The sequence below is a fragment of the Streptomyces sp. NPDC001843 genome (genome assembly GCF_042891955.1).
In the GTDB taxonomy this organism is placed as follows: Bacteria; Actinomycetota; Actinomycetes; order Streptomycetales; family Streptomycetaceae; genus Streptomyces.
The window spans coordinates 110,140-129,893 of sequence record NZ_JBIATQ010000016.1 but is presented as its reverse complement, the minus strand read 5'-3'; the positions used below and the strand labels follow the sequence as shown (position 1 = coordinate 129,893).

The window sequence follows — 19,754 nt, the reverse complement described above, 5'->3', positions numbered from 1 at the left end:
GTTCGGCCCGCCGTGGTCGCGGCGGTGGCCGGTCTTCGCTATCGGTCCCCGAAGATCGTGCGGTGCCAGTCCTTGCGGACCACCGCCGTGTTGTCGAACATGACGTGCTTGACCTGGGTGTATTCCTCGAACGAGTACGCCGACATGTCCTTGCCGAAGCCGGACTGCTTGAAGCCGCCGTGCGGCATCTCGCTGATGATCGGGATGTGGTCGTTGACCCAGACGCAGCCCGCCTTGATCTCGCGGGTCGCGCGGCCCGCGCGGTAGACGTCCCGGGTCCACGCGGAGGCGGCGAGGCCGTACTGGGTGTCGTTGGCCAGCCGGATGCCCTCGGCGTCACCGTCGAAGGGGAGGACGACCAGCACCGGGCCGAAGATCTCCGCCTGGACGACCTCACTGTCCTGCGGCGCGTCGGCGATCAGGGTGGGCCGGTAGTAGGCGCCGTTCGCGAGTTCCCCCTGCGGCGCCTGGCCGCCGGCCACCACGCGCGCGTAGCCCCGCGCCCGGTCGACGAAGGCGGCGACCCGGTCGCGCTGGGCGTGCGAGACGAGCGGGCCGAGGTCGGTGCCGGGGGCGAAGGGGTCGCCGAGCCGGACGCTCTCCATGAGGGCGGCGGTCTGCTCGACGAACGCCTCGTAGAGCGGGCGCTGCACGTACGCGCGCGTGGCGGCGGTGCAGTCCTGTCCGGTGTTGATGAGGGCGCCCGCGACGGCGCCGTGGACGGCCGCCTCCAGGTCGGCGTCGTCGAAGACCACGAACGGTGCCTTGCCGCCGAGCTCCAGGTGGAGGCGCTTGACGGTGGCGGTGGCGATCTCGGCGACCCGTCTGCCGACGGCGGTGGATCCGGTGAACGAGGTCATGGCCACGTCGGGGTGACCGACGAGGTGCTCGCCGGCCTCCCTGCCGGTGCCGGTGACGATGTTGATCACCCCGTCGGGGATGCCGGCGTCGGTCGCCGCCTGCGCGAAGAGCAGCGAGGTCAGGGGGGTGAGCTCGGCGGGCTTGAGCACGATGGTGTTGCCCGCGGCGATCGCCGGGAGGATCTTCCAGGCGGCCATCTGGAGGGGGTAGTTCCAGGGTGCGATCGAGCCGACGACGCCTATGGGCTCGCGGCGGACGTACGAGGTGTGGTCGCCGGAGTACTCGGCGGCGGCCTGTCCCTGCAGGTGCCGGGCGGCGCCCGCGAAGAAGGCGGTGTTGTCGATGGTCCCGGGGACGTCGAACTCGCGGGTGAGCTTGAGCGGCTTGCCGCACTGGAGGGACTCGGCGCGGGCGAAGTCCTCGGCGCGGTCGGCGACGACGGCGGCGAAGCGGTGCAGGGCGTCGGAGCGCTCGCCCGGGGTGGCGGCGGACCAGCCCGGGAAGGCCTCGCGGGCGGCCGCCACGGCCGCGTCGACGTCGTCCGTTCCGGCCAGCTCGTACGTGTACGCCTCCTTGCCGGTGGCCGGGTCGACCACGGCGTGCGTGCGGCCGGAGGTGCCCTCGGTCAGGCGTCCGGCGACGAACTGCGCGCCGTCCGCGAGGCGCTCCTGCGCGGGGAATCGCTCCGGGGTGGCGGTACCCGGTTTGTGCATGTCGCTCTCCTCCGCCGTCACCCCGTCCTGGAGGCGGGTGGCGTAGCTCCAGCTCGAATTGAGTGCCGATCCTGACAGAGGGAAGGCACTCCAACAAGTGATTCCGTTGTTGCCTTTTGGTTACGCAACGGAATCTGTCGACCAGGTGTCGAGTGGGGCCGGAAATGCCAGGACGGAGTGTCAGTGGTGCGTGCCAGACTCGCGTGCATGGGGAAGATCGACGGCGTGGACGCGCTGATCACGGAGGTCCGGGCAGGGGCGAGGGTGAAGTTCCTGCACTTCTGGGGGCACCGGCCGCGGCCGGACGGGCGGGTCGGCGCGAGCTGTCTGAGCCAGTGGTGGCCGTCGCCGTTCGTGGTCGACGGGGTGGAGTACGCGACGGCGGAGCACTGGATGATGGCCGGTAAGGCGCGGCTCTTCGAGGACGCGGAGGCGGAGCGCAAGGTGCTGGCGGCGGGGCACCCCTCGCAGGCCAAGAAGGCCGGACGGCTGGTGCGCGGCTTCGACGAGGCGATATGGGAGCGCGAGCGCTTCCGGATCGTGGTCGAGGGCAGCGTCCACAAGTTCTCCGGCCACCCGGAGCTGCGGGAGTTCCTGCTGAACACCGGTGACCGGGTCCTGGTGGAGGCGAGCCCCGTGGACCGGGTCTGGGGCATCGGCCTCGCGGCGGACGACGAGGCGGCGTCGGACCCGGAGCGGTGGCGGGGGCCGAACCTGCTCGGCTTCGCGCTGATGGTGGCGCGGGAGCGGCTGGCGCAGGGGGCCTGAGGGGGTCCGGACCCCGGGGGTCAGGACGTCGTGATGAAGAGGACGGTCGCGAGCAGGCCGAGGACGATGCCGGCGACGCCGCAGATGAGGCCGGCCAGGGACTGACCGCCGTTGGTCGCCTCACCGCGGCGGGCCTTGCCGCGGCCGATCACACCGAAGACAACCGCGAGTACGCCGAGCACGATGGCCAGCGGCCACAGCCAGAAGCAGAGGGCGGCCAGGATGCCCAGCGACAGCGCCGCCGTACCCATCCCGTTGCTCGGCATCGGCTGCGTCCCGGGCCAGCCGTAGCCGTGCCCGGCCGGATAGCCCTGACCTGGCCCGCCCGGGTAGCCGTAACCCGGCTGGCCCGGGTAGCCGTACGGGAGCTGTCCGGGGCCGTCGGGAGATATGGGGGGCGGCGGGACGGGGGCGTACTGGGGCTGCGGGGCGGCCACCGCGGGCGGGGCGAAGGGGTTGGCCCAGGCCGGGGGCGGTGCGGGGGCGCCATGCGGGCCTGGGTGGACGACCGGTGGCGCCCAGGGACCGGGGTCGGCCCGAGGGGCATCGGCCGGTGCGGGCGCGGCCCAGGGAGAAGCGGGCGCGGGTCCCGGAGCGGGCGCAGGTCCCGGAGCGGGCGCCGGCCCCTCCGGGGCTCCCGGCTTGTCCAGGGTCGCCCGGGGCCCTGGGTCGCCGGGTGCGTGATCCGCAGGCGGGCGATCGGCGGGCGGCGCCCACGGATCCCGTGCGGTGTCGTCCGCGCCCTGCCCCCGGACGGACCCCGGCTGCGGCTCCTCGTCGGACATGGTGCGCGGTCCCCTTCCCCTGGCGTCCCGTCATGCTACGGCCGGGCCACGCTCGGCACGGGCCCGGGCCTACGATGATCCCCGAGTCATCGATCAGCCGATCACCCGCGCCACGGGCCACGGTCCGTGGGCGCCGTTCCGGGGAGGAACCTTGACCGACCAGACCGCCGTACCCGCCGCCGGCACGGCCGACCGCGATCTGCGGGCGTTCATCGCCGGACTGCCCAAGGCCGAACTGCACGTCCACCACGTCGGCTCCGCCTCCCCCCGCATCGTCTCCGAACTGGCCGCCCGCCACCCCGACTCCAAGGTCCCCACCGACCCCGAGGCCCTGGTCGACTACTTCAGCTTCACGGACTTCGCGCACTTCATCGAGGTGTACCTGTCGGTCGTCGACCTGATCCGGACCCCGGAGGACGTCCGGCTGCTGACGTACGAGGTGGCCCGCGACCTGGCCCGGCAGCGGGTGCGGTACGCCGAGCTGACCATCACCCCGTTCTCCTCGACCCGGCGTGGCATCGACGAGGCTGCGTTCATGGACGCCATCGAGGACGCGCGCAAGGCGGCCGAGGCCGAGTTCGGGACCGTGCTGCGCTGGTGCTTCGACATCCCCGGAGAGGCGGGCCTGGTGTCGGCGGAGGAGACGGCCCGGCTGGCCACGGACGACCGGCTGCGTCCGGAGGGGCTGGTCTCCTTCGGGCTCGGCGGCCCGGAGATCGGCGTGCCCCGGCCGCAGTTCAAGCCGTACTTCGACCGGGCGATCGCGGCCGGCCTGCACTCGGTGCCGCACGCGGGCGAGACCACCGGCCCGCAGACGGTGTGGGACGCCCTCACCGAGCTGGGCGCCGAGCGCATCGGGCACGGCACCAGCTCCGCGCAGGACCCGAAGCTGCTCGCCCACCTCGCCGAGCACCGCATCCCGCTGGAGGTCTGCCCGACCTCCAACATAGCCACCCGTGCGGTCCGCACCCTCGACGAGCACCCGATCCGGCAGTTCGTGGAGGCCGGGGTCCTGGTCACCGTCAACTCCGACGACCCGCCCATGTTCGGCACCGACCTCAACAACGAGTACGCGGTGGCCGCCCGCCTCCTCGACCTGGACGAGCACGGCCTGGCCGACCTCGCGAAGAACGCCGTCGAGGCCTCCTTCCTGGACGCGGCGGGCAAGGTCCGGATCGCACAGGAGATCGACACCTACACCGCCGCGTGGACGGCCTCCTGACAGCCGCCCCGACGGGCGCCGCCACAATGGGCGCATGCAGACCGTGACCGCCGTGGCCCACCGCGGCGACCCCTACCGCTTCCGCGAGAACACCCTCGACTCCCTGCGGTCCGCGCTCGAACAGGGCGCGGACGCCGTCGAGATCGACGTACGGCTCACCCGTGACGGCGTTCCCGTGCTGCTGCACGACGAGACGCTGAAGCGGCTCTGGGAACACGACCGGCCGCTGCGCTCGCTGTCGGGCGACGAGGTGCGTGGACTGACGGCGGGCGGGGTGCCGACGCTGGTGGACGCGCTGGCCGCGACGGACGGCGCCCGGGTGATGATCGACCTGCCCGGGCGGGCCGACGCCCGGGCGGTGCGCGGGATCGTCGGCGTCGTACGCGACTGCGGGGCGCAGGACCGCGTCTACTACTGCGCCGGCGCCGAGATGATGCTGGCGGTGCGGGCCGCCGATCCGTCCGCCGAGATCGCCCTCACCTGGACGACACTCGCGCCGCCCCGGGCCGGGCTGCTCGACGCGGTGCGCCCGCGCTGGCTGAACTACCGCTTCGGGCTGGTCGACCGCGCCGTCGCGGCCCGCGTCCACCGCGACGGCCTGCTGCTGTCCGTGTGGACCCCCGACACCCGCCGCTCTCTGCGCCGCCTCCTCGGCCTCGGCGTCGACTCGATCACGACGAACCGCATCGACCTGCTGTGCGCCCTGCGCACCCCCTAGCGGCCGGCGAACTCCACCGGGGGCGCGATCGCCTGGGCGTCCGCCCCCTCCCCCACCCACAGGCGGATGAACAGCGCGGCCGTCGCCTCCAGCAGCCCGGCCCGGTCCAGCCCGCCGGCGACCTCCAGCCACCACAGCGACAGCAGTTGCCGGTCCTCCGGGTCCAGCCAGCGCACCGCCTCGGCGACCTCGCGCCGCTGCCCCTCCAGTTGGAGCTCCAGCACGGTGAGCCCGGCGAAGTCGGCGGCGTCCCCGGGTACGTTCTCCTCCAGCCGCCGCACCGGCCTGCGGCGTGCCCGGTCCCGTATCTGGTGCATGGCGATGGCCATCAGCCAGGACCGGAAGCTGTCCGGGTCGCGCAGGGTGCCGAGGTCGCCGACGGCCCGCAGCATCGTCTCCAGGACGACGTCGTCGACGTCGGCGTGGCCGTTCAGCGCCCGGCCGACGACGTTGTACACCAGCGGCAGCCAGCCCTCGACCAGCTCGTCCATCGCCCGCCGGTCGCCCTCCTGCGCGGCGGCGATGGTCGAGCGCCACTGCCGCCCGGCCTGGTCGCCGGTGTACGTCCTCATGCGCGCACCTTCTCTCCGGGCCCGGGGTGTCGACAACGCCGGGGATCACATCTGCGGAGACGGTGTGGAGGGCTCCGGACAACAGTTCTTCCGCTCCCTAGGGACCAACCCCGACAACCTCCGGGCAGGGAAGGGCAGTTGGTGGGGGTCGGGCCAGGGTTTACGCCCTCCTCGACGACGATTCGGGGGGCCGCGGCACGACGCGAGGATGATCACACAGTTCTCGTCCGGCCACCTCAGGAGCACTCGATGCGCGTACGCAGCCGCACCACCGCACTCACCGCCGCCCTCGTCCTGGCCCTGGCGGCGGGCCCGCTGGCCTTACCCGCACTCGCCGCGTCCGCACCGGCCGCTTCCGCACACCCCGCGCCCACCGCACACCCCGCGTCCACCGTGGACGCCGACGCGCTGCGCGCCGCGATCACGGGCCTGCCCGACGCGGACGCGACCGCCGCGCTGGTCAGGGTCGGCGGCACCGACGGCACCTGGCGGGGCAGCGCGGGGGTGCACGACCTGGCGAGCGGCCGGGCGGCGGACCCGGACGCCCGCTTCCGGGCGGGGTCGACCACGAAGGTGGTGACGGCGGCGGCCGTGCTGAAGCTCGCCGCCGAGGGCCGCGTCGACCTGAACGCCTCGATCGAGCGCTACCTTCCGGGACTGCTCGGGCCGAAGTTCCACCAACCGGTCACCGTACGGCAGTTGCTGAACCACACCAGCGGCATCCAGGCCGGTGACGGCTGGGGCGACTCCTTCGAGGACCAGTACGCGCACCGCTTCGACACCCTCACCCCGGCCCAGGTCGTGAAGTCGGCGGTGGTTAAGGGGCCGGAGTTCCGCCCGGGGAAGAGGCAGGACTATCTCAACATCAACTACACGATCCTGGGCATGCTGATCGAGAAGGTGACCGGGCGCTCGTACGCCTCAGAGGCCACCCGTCTGGTGCTGCGCCCGGCCGGCATGCGTGACACGTACTTCCCGGGCACCGATCCGCTGATCCGCGGACCGCACAACCACGGCTACCAGAAGGTGACGAAGGCCGACGGGACGACGGAGTTCGTCGACGTGACGGAGTGGAACCAGGCGGACCGCTGGGCGGCCGGCGACATGATCTCCACGACCGCCGACCTGGAGCGGCTCGTCGACGCGCTGTTCAGCGGCCGGATCGTGCCCGGGCCACAGTTGCGGGAGATGTTCACCGTCCCGGCCGGCATCGAGGGGGCGACCTACAGTGCCGGGCTGCAGCGCTTCGAGTACGAGGGCCGGGAGTACTGGATGAAGTCCGGGGGCCGGTACGGCTACAACACCGTGATCGCCGCGACCCCGAACCTCAGCCGTACCCTCGTCTACTCGGTCGGCTCGACGGACGCCAAGGGCGAGGAGATGAACCCGGTGGCCCAGCGGATCGCCCTGGCCGCGCTCAAGCAGCGGCAGCCGGAGCCGGGTTCGACGGATTCGACGGGTTCGACGGACTGAGTGCCTCCAGCCGCTTGATCTTCTGCCGCACGACGTACAGCGGGACGACCCCGAACACCCCGAACGACATGTCGATCACCGACCACCAGAAGGGAATCCCCCGGATCGGCCCGCAGATCAGGGCGAGCGGGATGATTCCGGCGCAGGCGATCATCCCGAACTCGACGACCCAGATGTTGCGGACGGGGTCGCGGTACGGCCCGTAGAAGGCGACCGCGATGACCAGGTGGGCGAAGGCCAGCCAGTCCGTGCCGTACAGCAGGAAGGGGTATTCGGCGTCGGCGGTGTCCACGCCCTGCCGCACGCGCGAGATCCAGTCCGTGAGCCCCGGGAGGTGGTCGGGCACGGACAGCCACCGCAGCAGGTCCTCCGTCCAGCGCAGTTCGTGGACGAGCGGGAAGGCGGTGGCTCCGCTGAGCACGAGGCACACGACGAAGCAGACCAGCCAGACGCGGATGCCCTTGAGTTGGGCGGCTCTGTCGCTCATGGCAGGAGCGTACGCCTGGAGTTGAACGTGTTCAAAACTGGGGTGGCGGTGGCTGTCCCCGTCACCTCCCCCGCACCGAGGGCTCGGCGGCGGGCACGGTCGGTGTCACCAACCGGGCCCTGCCGGGCGCGGCCGACGGGGCCTTCTCGGCCGTCCCGCGACCGCCGGTCCGGCTCGCTCCGGAGGGACGCGGAGTGGGGCGGTCACTGGGAGCGGTGGTCTGGCCGCGGCCGGGCGGGGTCGACGGTGACGGCACGAGCGACGGGGTCGGCACGGCCGGCGGGCTGCTCGAGGTCGCCGGGCCCAGCGGGACCACCGGGGAGGCGGGCGGTTCGTGGGACGTCCGCAGCAGCGGCAGCGCCAGGACCGCGGCGACCGCGCACGAGGCGCCGACCCCGGCGACCGCGCGGAGCAGCCTGCGGCGGGCCGCGCCCCGGCGGATCTCCTCGAACCGGCCGGGGGGCGGGGCGAGATGCGCGGAGGCGGGCCGCAGGATGACGGCAAGGGGGTCGTCGGGGTCGAAGTCCGGACCGTCGTCAGAGTGTGTGATCAAGACTTCTCCTCAGGTGGGCGCGCAGCAGTTCGCGGGCCGCGTGCAGGTCGGCCTTGACGGTTCCTTCCTTCCGCCCGGTCAGCACGGCCACCTCCCGGATCGGCATGTCAGCGTAGTAGTGCAGCAGGATCGGCGTGCGCAGCCGTTCCGGCAGCGCCTGCACGAGCAGCCGGACCGAGGGGTCGGCCTGCTCGGCGGGCGGACGGACGGCCGCTTCGACCCCGGCCCGGCGCACGGCCCTGCGCTCCCGCTCGAGGCCCCGCCAGTGGTCCCTCACGAGGTTGGCCGCGGTGACGTAGAGGAATCCCCTGGGCTCCGCCACGGACGTCCAGCGGGCCCAGAGCCGGGTGAACGCCTCCGACGCGATCTCGTGGGCGGTCCCGTCGTCGTCGACCAGACGGCGGCACCAGCCGGCCAGGCGGGGGTAGAGGGCGGCGAACAGCTCGGCTGCTGCCTTCTCACGGGACCGTTTCAACGCTCTCCATCGGGGGTTGGGCACTCGTGGGGGAAGACCCCGGGCCGCCGGTGTGCGTTGCGCCGGCCCGGGATCGGGGTGGTGTCCGGCCGGGCGGGGTCAGCGGCTCGCGCTCAGCGCGGCGAAGACGATGACGTTGTCGAGGTAGCCGTCCCCGGTGCGCGGCCCGCCGCACGTGATGAGCCGCAACTCCGGCCGGTCCACGTCGCCGTACACCTCCTTGGTCGGGAAGTCGGCCTTCGCGACGGTCCGTACGCGGGTGACGTCGAACCGGGCCGAGGTGCCGTTCTCCAGGCGCGTCACGATCCGGTCCCCCGGGCGCAGCCGGTCGAGGTGCCGGAACACGCCGTCCCCGTAGGCGCCGACCGTCACATGACCGAGGATCACCGACGGCCCCGTCTGGCCGGGCGTCGGCGAGTGCCGGTACCAGCCGGCCCGGTCGTGGGCCGTGACCGGGGGGACCTGCACGGTGCCGTCGGGGGCGAGCCCCAGCCGCAGCAGCGGGGTGTCGACCCCGATGGCCGGGATCCGCAGCCGCACCGGGACCGAACGGGCCGCCGCGCGGACCGGACGGGTCGAGGGTCGCCCGGGCGTGTGCGTGCCGGCGGGGCGGTCCGCCTCCGGCCGGGCCGGCGAGTGCGGGCCACCGCAGCCGGTGAGCAGTGCGGCGGCTGCCGCGCCGGCGAACGCACGCCTGGAGAGCCGGTTCACGCCCCGGTGACCCGTCGGCGGCGGATCATCAGGAACGCCGCACCACCCACGGCGACGGCTCCGGCGACGCCCCCGCCGATCAGCGTTCCGTCACTTCCGGAGCTGTCGGACCCGGAGGCCACACCGGTGTCCGCCGCGCCCCTGGGGACGACGGCCACCTGCCCGCCGTCTCGCACCTTGCTCGGGACGGCGCTCGGCCGGGTGGCCGGTGCCTGAGTGCCGGCGCTGCGCTCGCTCGGGACCGGCGACGGTGCCTTGGTGGCGCCCGGGCGGGTGGACGGGACGGGGCTCGGGGTCGCGTCCGCGAACGCGGGCACCGTGCTCGCCAGCACGGCCACGCAGGCGAGTGCCGCGGCACTGAGGACGGTTCGGCGCATGAATCACTCTCTTTCGTCGGTCGGCCCGCCCGGTGAGCGGGCGGGCCGTGTCACGGATCGAGCAGAGAGACGAGGGAGCCGCGGGGCGGGTTGTAAAGAGATGGCAAAGCCGTGGTGGCCGCCTAAGTCCGAGCTGTGTCGTCCGAGACCGCCGGACGAACGACGGGGCGTACCCCCGGTGCCTACTTCCGGGCCGTGCGGACACCCCCGGCATCGCCCTGACCGTCACGGAGCGCCTCCCGCAGCTCACCCCGTCGCCGTATCCCCAACTTCTTGTACGCGTTGGTGAGGTGGGTCTCCACGGTGCGCCGGGCCAGGTGCAGCAGGGCGGCTATCTCGGTGTTCGTGCGGCCGTCGGCGGCGAGTTGGGCGATGCGGCGCTCGCTGCCGGTGAGGGAACCGGATCCGGTGCGGGCGGTGCCGGTACGGCGGGCGCCACTCTCCCGCAGGGCCTCCTCGGCGAGCCTGCGCAGTCGCGGTACGCCCAGGCGTTCGGCGCGTTCGGCCGCCTCCCGCAGACCCTCCCGGGCCCGGGCCCGCTCCCCGGCGGCGGTCAGCTGCCGGCCTCGCGCGACGAGCGCGGCGACCAGTTCCGGCTCCGTGCCGGACCGGGCCTCGCGCAGCAGCCGTACGGCGTCCTCGGCGAGCTCCAGACCGCGCCGGCCGCCGGTGACCGTGCCGAGCACCCGCAGGGCGCGGCCCACCGTCCGGGGCGTCCCCCACACCCGGGCCAGGCGCAACTCCTCCTCGGCGAGCGCCAGCGCCTCCCGGGGGCTACCGAGGGCGAGCCGGCACTCGGCGGCGGCCGAGCGCCACGGGGTGACGACCGGGCTGACCACCTCGCGGGCCGACTGGCGGCGGCCGCACTCCAGGAAGTCGTGCAGCGCCCCGGCCGGGTCGCCCGCGGCGGCCCGTTGCACGCCCCGCGCGTACAGGAACCGGTTCAGCTCCCACGAGTCGGGCGCCGCCCGCAGGTCGAAGCCGTCCGCGAACCGCCGTGCCTCGTCCGCGCGGCCCAGTTCCACGAGCGCGATCAGGGTGTGGGCGTGTGCGTTGGCGGGTCCGGCGTCCGCGCTCACGGACGCCTCGGCCGGCAGCCGCCCGTACTCGCCGCGGGCCGCCGCGATGTCGTCGCGTACGTTGAGCAGCGCCTGGTGCATCGGGTGCAGCAGGTCGGGCCGCTGGCCGGCCAGGCCGCGGTCGACGAGCCGGTCCGCCTCGTCGAGTTCGTCGGCCCACTGGGCGACCGCGGCGGCGGTGCCCAACAGGAACGGCTCGGTCAGCGGGTCGGCGGGCTCGGCGAGCAGGGTGCGCACCTGCCGCATCGCGTCGTCCGCCGAGGCCAGCCCGGCGGTCGCCGCGCGCCGTACCAGCAGGGCCCTGGCGGCCGGGCCGACCTGCTCGGGCGAGCGCTCGGCGGTGTCGCTCAGCCGCTGGTACACATCGCGGCGCACGGTCTGGTCCTGGTCGGACAGCAGGGCGGACGCGCTGTGCACGAGGCCCGCGAGGTCGGGGCGGCCGCTGAGCTGGCCGTCCACCGTGCGCAGCACCTCCACGGCGACGCGGGCCTTGCCGCGTCCGGCCAGCGCGGTGCCGAGGGCGACGGCCGCCCGCACCCGGTCCTGCGGTGTGCCGGGCAGCCGCATGGCCTCGGTGAGCCGGGAGATCCCGGACGCGGCGCCCGGGCCGGCGCACTCCAGGGAGCCGAGCCCGGTCAGCAGCCGCTGCCGGCGCTCGTCGGGCAGTGGTTCGTCGAGGGCCCGGCGCAGGAAGGCGACGGCGTCGTCGGCGCGGCCGTCGCGCAGGGCGTGGGCGGCGGCGTCCTGGAGCACGCCGGACGCCCACGGCTCGCCCACCGGGCCGGAGCGCAGCAGTTGCCGGGCGACCGCGTCGGTGGGGGCGCCGCGGTGCAGCATCGTCTCGGCGGCCTGCCGGTGCGCCGCGCGCCGCCGGGCCGCTGGCACGCCGGTGAGCACCGCGTCCCGCAGCAGGGGGTGCGCGTACCGGGGGCCGCCGTCCGGGCCGGGCCGCAGTACCCCCAGGCCGGTCATCGCGGTGAGCCAGCCCGTCACCCGGGCCGGGTCCGCGCCCGCCAGGTCGGCGAGCAGCCCGCCCAGCCCCTCGGCGGAGCAGCCCGGGCCCGCGCCGGCTCCCCCGTCCCAGCCCTCCTCCAGGGCGGCGAGCGCCCGCGCGACCTCGGCCGTGCCGGCGCCGGCGCTGTCCAGCCACCAGGACACGGCCGCCTGGTACGCGCCCGGGTACAGCGCGGCGGACGTGTCCGGCACGTCCGGGTGCCGGTCCGGGCCGCCGAGGTCGTCGAGGAGGGCGCGCAGCAGCATCGGGATGCCCGCGCCGGCCCGCGCACAACTGTCGGCCCACTCTTCGGTGGCGGCCGGGAACCGGGTGCGCACCAGTGCGGCGGCCGCTTCCGCGGTGAGCGGCGCGAGGGTGTGGGTGTGGACCAGGGCGGGCGACAGGGTGTGGGTGAAGCCCGGGCCGGACGGGTCGACGTCGTACTGGCTGCGTTCGGTGACCGCCAGCAGGATCGGCAGCCGTAAGCGGTCCACGTGCCGGGCGGACTCCACCAGCCAGCGGTACGAGGGGGCGTCGGCGAGGTGGACGTCGTCCACGGCGATCAGCAGCGGCGACTCGGCGGCGTATCCGCGCAGCACCCGCCACAGCAGCAGACCCTGCTCGCGCTCGCCGCCGCTGCCCTCGGGCTGCCCGAACCACTGGACGGGGCCGAGCAGTTGCAGCACGGCGGCGAACGGCACGGTGGCGTCGCCGGGTGAGCAGCGGGCCCGCAGCACCCGCATGCCCTGGTCGGCGGCGTGCTCGGCGGCAGCCTCCAGGGCGGTGGTCCGGCCGGTGCCGGTGGCCCCGCGCAGCAGCACCAGGCCGCCCGCGCCGGCCCGGGCGCGTGCCAGGCCGGCGTCGAGCAGTGCGGCGGCCTCGCGGTGTTCGCGCGGCGGATCACCCTGCGGTCGGGACATCCCTGCCTCCTTGCTCGGACGAGTCACCGTCGTGGACGTCGTGTTCGTCGTCGTGGACGTCGTGGACGTCGTGTTCGTCGTCGTGGACGTCGTGGACGTCGTGGACGTCGTGGTCACCGTCATAGACGTCGTGGTCCTCGTGGACGTCGCAGAGAACGTGGAGTGTCGCGGAGATCGCGCACCTCGCGGGGGTCGTGCACGTCACCCACGTCGTGGGCGTCGTACCGCCGATCTCGTGGTGCCGCTCGTGGTGCTCCACGATTGCGCGGGCCCCTCCGGCCCATGAGTGTGAGGAACACACGCCCGCCACCGATCCCGCAGAGATGGCGGGCACGTGGACTTGGGGGAGACGGTTGCTCAGCTCATCGCGGACCACACGCCCCGGTACGGCCGGCTCAGCCGACCGGATACCGGTCGTGGTGCACGCCCCGGACCCGATCCTGCGCGAGGGTGTGCTGGGCCAGTTGCGCCGGTATCCGGAGGTCGAGCTCCGGGAGGAGAGCGCGTCGGGGCCCGGAACGGTGGCACTGCTCGTCGACGACGTGCTCGACGAGGCGGCGCTGACCCGGCTGCGCCGGCTGGTGCGCAGTGAGGGGGCGCGGGCGGTGCTCGTGGTGAAATCCCTGCGGGAGGCCGAGCTGCTCGACGTGATCGAGTGCGGGGTGGGCGCCATCGTGTGGCGCCACGAGGCCACCGCGCCCCGTCTGGCGCAGGCCGTCCTCGCTGCGGCCCGCGGCGACGGCGACCTGCCGGCCGACCTGCTCGGCCGGCTGATCAACCAGGTGGGCACCCTGCACCGCAGCGCGTCCGGCCGCTCGGGCGCGCCCGCCTCGGGCCTGACCCCGCGTGAGGTGGACGTACTGCGGCTGGTCGCCGAGGGGTTCGACACCGGAGAGATCGCCGGCAAGCTGTCCTACTCCGAACGGACCGTCAAGAACGTGATGCACGGGCTGACCACCCGGCTGCATCTGCGCAACCGGGCGCACGCCGTGGCGCATGCCCTGCGGGAAGGCTACATCTGATCGAACGGGCATGCGATACCCGTCCGTTGGGCCTTCCCGCCCGCATCAGCCCTGCGCGGCCTGGATGTAGGCGACCGCGTCGCCCACCTTGACGAAGCGGGCGGCGGCGGCGGGCGGCACCGGGACCCGGAACTTGGTGGCGACCTGCTCGATGATCACAGCCATCAGCGACTGGTCGATGGACAGATCATCGGCGAATCGCTTTCCCAACCGGATGGAGCCTGTGTCGAGGCCGGTCTCCTCATTGATGATCTCGGCAAGGCCGTCGAGAATCTCACGCTCGCTCACCGCCATTGCGATGCACTCCTTCCGTGTCATGCAAAAACCGTAGTCCCGGCGGTTTCTACCGCTGAGAACTGTCCGGTGTCATGCTGGGAACCGTGACTGCCCGTATGCGTGGATCTGTGATTTCCATCGGGATAAACTATCTTGGCAGCCCCCACCCCCTCCTACCGGCCGCCGTCGACGACGCCGCCAGGTTGCGGCAATTCTTCACCGACTGGGGCTTCGCGGCGCACGAAGCGTCCCGGGATCTGTCCTCCGCCTCCGCTCGCGGCATCGTGGACGAATTGGAGGCATGGGCGGACTCGGCCCGGCAGGGGGGCAAGGCGGTCGGGGCCGTCGTCTACCTGGCGGGACACGGGAGGCTGTCCAGTGGGCGGCACTACGTACTGACGGTGACCAGCCCGGCGAACGGCCCCTACTTCGCCAGCAAGGCGATAAGCGCCGAGGAGTTGGTCCAGGCCGTCCTCGCCAGCGGCGCGGCCACCGGACTGATCCTGCTGGACGCCTGCTACTCGGGGTTCGCCGCCCACGAAATCCAGCAGGCCGTGGATCGCGCGGCACTCTCGCAAGGGGGGCCGGGAATGGATCTGGCGGTACTCGTCCCTTCGCTCCACCATCAGAAGTCGTACAGCGGACTGTTCGTCGAGAACATGCTGGAGTCGCTGCACAGCGGCTCGAAAGGCGGCCATTGGAAGGATGGCGACGAATACGTGACTCTGTTCGAGCTGCGGGAAGAGCTGAGGCTTCGTCTTGACGACGAGCAATGCGCCTATGTGGCGGGCCGCGACGGTCTGAAGATCGTGCCCAACCCACGCTACCGGGCCGACGCGGCCGACCGGGCCGTCGAAATGGACGCGCTCCTCGACCGGCTCACGGACGAGGACCGTGAACACTTCCTGCGCAAAGCGGCCAGCACCGACGCCGGGGACATGGGCTGGTTCTTCACCGGTCGGCACGCGCTGTCCCACGAGGTGGTGCAGTGGATCGACCGTCAGGACCAGGGAGTCCTGGTCGTCACCGGCGCTCCGGGCACCGGCAAGTCGGCCTTCCTCGGGCGGCTGGCCGTGCTCGCCGACCCCGGGTCGCAAGCGGCCTGTCGGGTACTGGGACTGCTCGACGAGGCGGGCGGCGCCCGGCCCCCCGTAGGCGCGTTCGACGCGGTCGTGCATCTCAAGAACCGCCGGGCGGACGACGTGGCCCGGGACATCGCCGGTCAACTGGGCATCGACCTCACCACTTCGACGAGCCCGCCGCGCGATCTCGTGCTGGCCCTTCATGACAGCGGCCGCTCGGTGACCGTGCTGGCCGACGCGCTCGACGAGGCGGAGCAGGGCGAGGAGATGTACATCGCCCGGGATGTGCTGCGGGCCATCGCCGGTCTCCCCGGCTGCAGGCTGGTCGTGGGAACCCGCAGGGACCGTGACGGCCGAGCTGCTCCGGCCGGCCCCCTGACCGGCCAGGAGAGGGACTCAGGCCCGTTGATCGAGTCCCTCCGTCCCCGCCGCGGGGTCTTCCGGGTGATCGACCTCGACGATGACGAGGACGCGGACGCGGACATCGAGACCTACGTCGAGGCGCGTCTGGCGGCGGCCACCGACGGAGGCTCACCGGGCAGCGCCCGCTGGCCCACGCGGGAGCGCAGGCGCATGGCGGCGCACGAAGTGGCCCGTCAGGCGGACCGGGTGTTCCTGTACGCCCGTTTCGCCGTACGTGCCCTGGAAAATCTTCGAGAGGAAATGGTCGACAGGCCTCTGTGGCAGCACGAGCTGCCGACGGCCGTGGGAGAAGCGGGTCTGCATCAGGTGTTCATCCAGGACCTCCGGCGGTTCGACGACACCGTGCTGATCACCGAGGTGCTGACCCCGCTGGCCTTCGCACGCGGCAAGGGCCTGCCGCGCCGTCAGATCTGGCCCGAGCTGGCGAGCGCGCTGTCCGAACACCGCTCGGGGCGCGCCTACAGCGCCGCGGACGTCTCACGGGCGATCCGAGAAGCCGGTTCCTATCTCATCGAGGGCACCGAGGACGGACAAGCCGTCTTCCGCCTCTACCACCAGTCCATCAGCGACTTCTTCCGGAGCGAGGTAACCGGTGCGAGAAGAGCCTGAGATCGAGGCCGTGATCGTACGGCGGTTACGGGCGTTGGCAGGCGTGGACAACTGGGAACGGGTGAACCCCTACACAGCGCGCTACCTGGCGGCCCATGCGCGGGCGGCCGGCGGCCTCGCCGCGCTGGTGGACGACGCGGCCTATCTGGTGGTCGCCGACCCGGAGATCCTTTCGGCGGCCCTGGGGACGGGTCTGGACCACGGTCTGCCGGAATTGGCCCGGCTGTATCTGCGCTGTGCACACCTGTTGCGTGGGCTGAGTCCCGACGAGCGGGCCGCCATCCTCGCCCTGACCGCTGCCCAGCAGGGCGAGCCGATCTCGCTCGCCGTTCCGCCGAACGCCCCGTGGTGGCCCAAGTGGGCGCGTTTTCCGGCCACTCCGTACCACCGCGTGCTGGAGGGCCACGACGGCCCGGTGCGGTGCGTGGCGGCAGCGGTGCTCGACTCCGGAGCCGTTGCCGTCACCGGTGGTGAGGACCAGACTGTGCGGGTGTGGGACCTGACCGTGGGTGCCACCGTCCGGATCCTCGAAGGACACTCGGGGACCGTGCGCGCGGTCGCGACGACCACGCTCGACGGGCGACCGCTCGCGGTCACCGCGAGCGATGACGCGACGGTGCGGGTGTGGGATCTGACCAGTGGCCGCCCGCTGCGGGTGCTGGAAGGCCACGACCGATGGGTGGGGGCCGTCGCCGTGGGGAGGACAGCGGCAGGCACGCCGGTGGTCGTCAGTGGTGGCGCCGACCGCAAGGTACGCATCTGGGATCTCGCGGACGGAACGCCGGTCGGAGCGTTGGAAGGACACACTCGCAGCGTGCGTTCGGTGGCGACCGCCGAGCTGGACGGACGACCGCTGGTGATCAGCGGCGGCGCCGACCATGTCCTGCGCTGCTGGGATCTTTCCGACGGATCCCCGTCACGGCTGCTGGAAGGTCACACGGGCTGGGTCCTGGGCGTCAGGGCCGGTCGGGTCGGGGGACGTCCGCTGGCGGTCAGCACGGGCGACGACCACAGTGTGCGCGTGTGGGATCTGACGGGCGAGTCCCGGCCTCAGGTGCTCGACGGGCATACGGGATGGGGGCGTTCGGTGGCTCTCATGGCGGACCGGGCTCTGGCGGTGACCGCCGGTGCGGACCGTACCGCCCGGGTGTGGGACCTCACCGACGGGACACAGCAGCAGGTCCTGAGCGGACATCTCACGGGCCTGCACGGGGTCGAGGCGACCGTCGTGGACGACCGGCCGGTGGCCGTCACGACGGGGGCTGACGCCACAGTGCGGATCTGGGACCTGGCAGGTGCGGCCCGGCACTCCCAGGACGCGACGATCCACGCCGACCGTGTCCTGTCCGTCGCCACCGCCGTGCTCGGCGAGCGCCCGGTCGCCGTGTCGGGTGCCACCGACCGTACGGTCCGGCTGTGGGACCTGACGGACGGGACGCCGCTGGGAGTACTCGAGGGGCACACCGGCTGGGTGGGCAGGGTGGAGACCACCGTCGCCGAAGACCGGCCGATCGCGGTGAGCGGGGGCGCCCACGGGGAGGTACGGGTCTGGGACCTGACCACTCGGCGGGAACTACTGCGGCTGCGTGGCCACGAGAGCTCGGTACTGGACGTCGACGCGGTGCTGCTGGGCGACCGGCCGACCGGGCTGACCGCCGGCAACGACGCCACCGTCCGGGTGTGGGACCTCGTCGACGGCGAGGAACTGCACGTCCTCCACGGCCACACGGGGGGACTGCGGACCGTCTGCGCGACCATGCTGGAGCGAAAGCCCATCGCCGTGTCGGGCGGCACCGACTGCACGGTGCGGATCTGGGACCTGGAAGAGGGCGTGCAGGTCCGCTTGCTGGACGGACACACCGGATGGGTGCGTGAGGTGGCCGCCGTGCCCGGCAGGCCCAGCGCGGTGAGCGCCTCCGACGACGGAACCCTGCGTGTGTGGGAGCTCGCCGACGGATCGCAGAGCGCCGTGCTGACCGGCCACGACGGACCGGTTCTCACCTGCACGGCGGCGATGGTCGGTGACCGCACCATCGCGGTCAGCGCCGGAGAGGACGACACGGTGCGGGTCTGGGACCTGGACAGCGGCCGCCATCTGCGCATTCCGCTGTCGGGCTGCTACGACATGGCGGTGCACGGCTCGGCCCTGGCCGCGGCGACGCACCTCGGAGTCTGTGCCGTGGAGCTGAGGGAGTTCCTGCCGTGAACGACGTATCCGTGAACCGGCCGGCCGGTGGGGACATCGCGGTCATCGTGCCCGGGATCCTGGGCAGCACCCTGGTCAGAGGCGATCGGCGGGTATGGGGCTACCGGCAGGTCTTCAGAAGCGTCCATCGTCTCGGCAGCCGGCTGACACAGGACCTGTCACTGCCCGCCGCCGCGTTCGCCGACCCCTCCGCGGGACACGACGACGGCGTGAGAGCCGACGGGAGTCTGAAATCCCTGGCGATCATCCCCGGCTTCGTGGCGATGGACGGCTACGACCGCCTGGTGGGCGCGCTGCGCAAGCGGTTCACCGGAGACCTCGAGAGCGTCCACGAGTTCTGCTACGACTGGCGGCAGTCCAACGAGTATTCGGCGGAACGCCTGCGTGATTTCGTCCAGAAGCTGCTGCGCCGAAGACGAGCCACGGTTCCGGACGCCAGAGTGGTACTGATCGGGCATTCCATGGGCGGTCTGGTGGCGCGGTTCTACGCGGAATGCCTGGACGAACAGCGGGATGTGCGCCGGGTCGTCACCATCGGCACGCCCTTCCGGGGGTCGGTGAAAGCCCTCACGGTGCTCGCCAACGGGTTCGTGCGGCTGGGGCCCGTGAAGTTCTCACTCGGTGAACTGGCGCGGTCGCTTCCCTCCGTGGCGGAACTCCTGCCGATGTACGACTGCCTGGGCTCCTCCCCCGACCGGTTGGGCCCGCTGACGGACGGCACAGGGGCAAGCGCCGTTCCCGGCCTGCCCGCGGTGGCACTCGCTCGAAGCCGGGACTTCCATCAGCGCATGGAAAGAGCGGTGGCGGCGAACGGGGACGACCGGCCCACGTACCACACGCTGCTCAGTCATTGGCAGACCACCGATCTGTGGGCTCTGGTCGATGACAACGGCGAGACACGGGCCCAGCCGTCCAAGGGGTACGAGAACGGCGGTGACGGTACGGTGCCGCGCTGCTCCGCCTCGCCGCCGGAGTGGGCGGACGACGCGGGCGCGGTCTTCATAGCGGGGAAGCACGCTGCGCTCCAGCAGCAGAGGGAGACCCTCGTACAGCTCAGAGGGGTGCTGACGGCCCGGCCGCGACAGGCCCAGGCCATGCTCGACGGGGTGAGCGTGGAAGCCTCTCCCTACGCGGAGGTCGGGGAGGAATGGCGGGTGACGGCGTCGTCGGTGGAGGGATCCGACGGGCTTCCGCTGGTGCTGACAGTGGTGGACCCGGAGGACGCCGTCGAACGGCCGCCCTTGGTCGAACATCTGATGCGGCCGACAGGGCGCGGTAGTTACACGGCCGTTGTGCGACTGCCACGAGGTGGACTGTTCCGTTGGACCGTCGCCACCCCCTTGACGGCAGCCAATCCGGTCGACCCTGTGTCGGACGTCGTGTTCTGCGCGGAGGAGGCGTAGGCGCACGGCCCGGCCCGGTGAGCCG

Annotated in this window: 18 protein-coding genes and 1 pseudogene; 8 read left to right on the top strand and 11 right to left on the bottom strand. The window is 72.8% G+C overall.

Annotated features, from left to right (window positions below):
• Positions 1-38 precede the first annotated feature (38 nt).
• Complete coding sequence (locus ACFYZQ_RS33330) at positions 39-1,574, bottom strand: gamma-aminobutyraldehyde dehydrogenase (protein WP_389155966.1); 1,536 nt, start codon at positions 1,572-1,574, stop codon at positions 39-41.
• A gap of 207 nt (positions 1,575-1,781) precedes the next feature.
• On the opposite strand from ACFYZQ_RS33330, the gene ACFYZQ_RS33325 reads away from it, so the two are divergent.
• On the top strand, positions 1,782-2,342 hold the full coding sequence (locus ACFYZQ_RS33325) for an NADAR family protein (protein WP_389155963.1): 561 nt from the start codon (positions 1,782-1,784) through the stop codon (positions 2,340-2,342).
• Between the two features lie 20 nt (positions 2,343-2,362).
• On the opposite strand, the gene ACFYZQ_RS33320 is transcribed toward ACFYZQ_RS33325, so the two are convergent.
• On the bottom strand, positions 2,363-3,127 hold the full coding sequence (locus ACFYZQ_RS33320) for a DUF4190 domain-containing protein (protein WP_389155960.1): 765 nt from the start codon (positions 3,125-3,127) through the stop codon (positions 2,363-2,365).
• 151 nt (positions 3,128-3,278) lie between these two features.
• Here ACFYZQ_RS33320 and ACFYZQ_RS33315 point away from each other — a divergent pair, with 151 nt between their 5' ends.
• Positions 3,279-4,349 carry an adenosine deaminase gene (locus ACFYZQ_RS33315; protein WP_389155957.1) on the top strand — a complete coding sequence of 357 codons (1,071 nt, stop codon included), beginning with the start codon at positions 3,279-3,281 and terminating at the stop codon, positions 4,347-4,349.
• Between the two features lie 34 nt (positions 4,350-4,383).
• Entirely contained in the window at positions 4,384-5,067 is a 684-nt protein-coding gene (locus tag ACFYZQ_RS33310) for a glycerophosphodiester phosphodiesterase (protein ID WP_389155954.1), read from the top strand.
• Between the two features lie 83 nt (positions 5,068-5,150).
• On the opposite strand, the pseudogene ACFYZQ_RS33305 reads toward ACFYZQ_RS33310, so the two are convergent.
• Positions 5,151-5,639 (bottom strand): annotated as a pseudogene (locus ACFYZQ_RS33305) (RNA polymerase sigma factor); the annotation flags it as partial.
• Positions 5,640-5,888: 249 nt separating this feature from the next.
• Here ACFYZQ_RS33305 and ACFYZQ_RS33300 point away from each other — a divergent pair.
• Positions 5,889-7,112 carry a serine hydrolase domain-containing protein gene (locus ACFYZQ_RS33300; RefSeq protein ID WP_389155951.1) on the top strand — a complete coding sequence of 408 codons (1,224 nt, stop codon included), beginning with the start codon at positions 5,889-5,891 and terminating at the stop codon, positions 7,110-7,112.
• Here the strand turns inward: ACFYZQ_RS33300 and ACFYZQ_RS33295 are convergent.
• From ACFYZQ_RS33295 to ACFYZQ_RS33265, 7 genes are all read right to left on the bottom strand, one after another.
• Positions 7,057-7,599, bottom strand: a complete 543-nt coding sequence (locus ACFYZQ_RS33295) for a hypothetical protein (protein WP_389155949.1) — start codon at positions 7,597-7,599, stop codon at positions 7,057-7,059. The genes ACFYZQ_RS33300 and ACFYZQ_RS33295 overlap by 56 nt on opposite strands.
• Before the next feature lie 61 nt (positions 7,600-7,660).
• Positions 7,661-8,152: a hypothetical protein gene (locus ACFYZQ_RS33290; protein ID WP_389155946.1), complete on the bottom strand. Its 492-nt coding sequence runs from the start codon at positions 8,150-8,152 to the stop codon at positions 7,661-7,663.
• A complete protein-coding gene (locus ACFYZQ_RS33285) occupies positions 8,136-8,627 on the bottom strand; it encodes an RNA polymerase sigma factor (protein WP_389155943.1) in 492 nt (163 codons plus the stop codon). Before ACFYZQ_RS33285 ends, ACFYZQ_RS33290 begins: the two co-directional genes overlap by 17 nt.
• 99 nt (positions 8,628-8,726) lie before the next feature.
• Positions 8,727-9,338 carry a class F sortase gene (locus ACFYZQ_RS33280; protein WP_389155940.1) on the bottom strand — a complete coding sequence of 204 codons (612 nt, stop codon included), beginning with the start codon at positions 9,336-9,338 and terminating at the stop codon, positions 8,727-8,729.
• Positions 9,335-9,715: a sortase-dependent protein gene (locus ACFYZQ_RS33275; RefSeq protein WP_389155937.1), complete on the bottom strand. Its 381-nt coding sequence runs from the start codon at positions 9,713-9,715 to the stop codon at positions 9,335-9,337. Before ACFYZQ_RS33275 ends, ACFYZQ_RS33280 begins: the two co-directional genes overlap by 4 nt.
• 182 nt (positions 9,716-9,897) lie before the next feature.
• Positions 9,898-12,708 (bottom strand): LuxR C-terminal-related transcriptional regulator, encoded by a 2,811-nt coding sequence (locus tag ACFYZQ_RS33270; protein WP_389155934.1) that lies wholly within the window; start codon positions 12,706-12,708, stop codon positions 9,898-9,900.
• Positions 12,689-12,967, bottom strand: coding sequence for a hypothetical protein (locus ACFYZQ_RS33265; RefSeq protein WP_389155931.1), 279 nt, complete (start codon positions 12,965-12,967; stop codon positions 12,689-12,691). Before ACFYZQ_RS33265 ends, ACFYZQ_RS33270 begins: the two co-directional genes overlap by 20 nt.
• A 94-nt stretch (positions 12,968-13,061) precedes the next feature.
• Between ACFYZQ_RS33265 and ACFYZQ_RS33260 the strand changes: the two genes are divergently transcribed.
• The gene (locus ACFYZQ_RS33260) at positions 13,062-13,730 is read left to right on the top strand and encodes a LuxR C-terminal-related transcriptional regulator (RefSeq protein WP_389155929.1); all 669 of its coding nucleotides are present in this window, start codon (positions 13,062-13,064) and stop codon (positions 13,728-13,730) included.
• Positions 13,731-13,775: 45 nt separating this feature from the next.
• On the opposite strand, the gene ACFYZQ_RS33255 is transcribed toward ACFYZQ_RS33260, so the two are convergent.
• Entirely contained in the window at positions 13,776-14,024 is a 249-nt protein-coding gene (locus ACFYZQ_RS33255) for a phosphopantetheine-binding protein (RefSeq protein WP_389155926.1), read from the bottom strand.
• A 110-nt stretch (positions 14,025-14,134) separates the two neighbouring features.
• On the opposite strand from ACFYZQ_RS33255, the gene ACFYZQ_RS33250 reads away from it, so the two are divergent.
• The 3 genes from ACFYZQ_RS33250 to ACFYZQ_RS33240 are packed head-to-tail and all read left to right on the top strand — an operon-like array spanning position 14,135 to position 19,729.
• Entirely contained in the window at positions 14,135-16,120 is a 1,986-nt protein-coding gene (locus ACFYZQ_RS33250; protein WP_389155924.1) for a caspase family protein, read from the top strand.
• On the top strand, positions 16,104-18,326 hold the full coding sequence (locus tag ACFYZQ_RS33245) for a WD40 repeat domain-containing protein (RefSeq protein ID WP_389155921.1): 2,223 nt from the start codon (positions 16,104-16,106) through the stop codon (positions 18,324-18,326). Before ACFYZQ_RS33250 ends, ACFYZQ_RS33245 begins: the two co-directional genes overlap by 17 nt.
• On the top strand, positions 18,323-19,729 hold the full coding sequence (locus tag ACFYZQ_RS33240) for an esterase/lipase family protein (RefSeq protein WP_389155918.1): 1,407 nt from the start codon (positions 18,323-18,325) through the stop codon (positions 19,727-19,729). The genes ACFYZQ_RS33245 and ACFYZQ_RS33240 overlap by 4 nt, the downstream gene beginning before the upstream one ends.
• Positions 19,730-19,754: the final 25 nt, after the last annotated feature.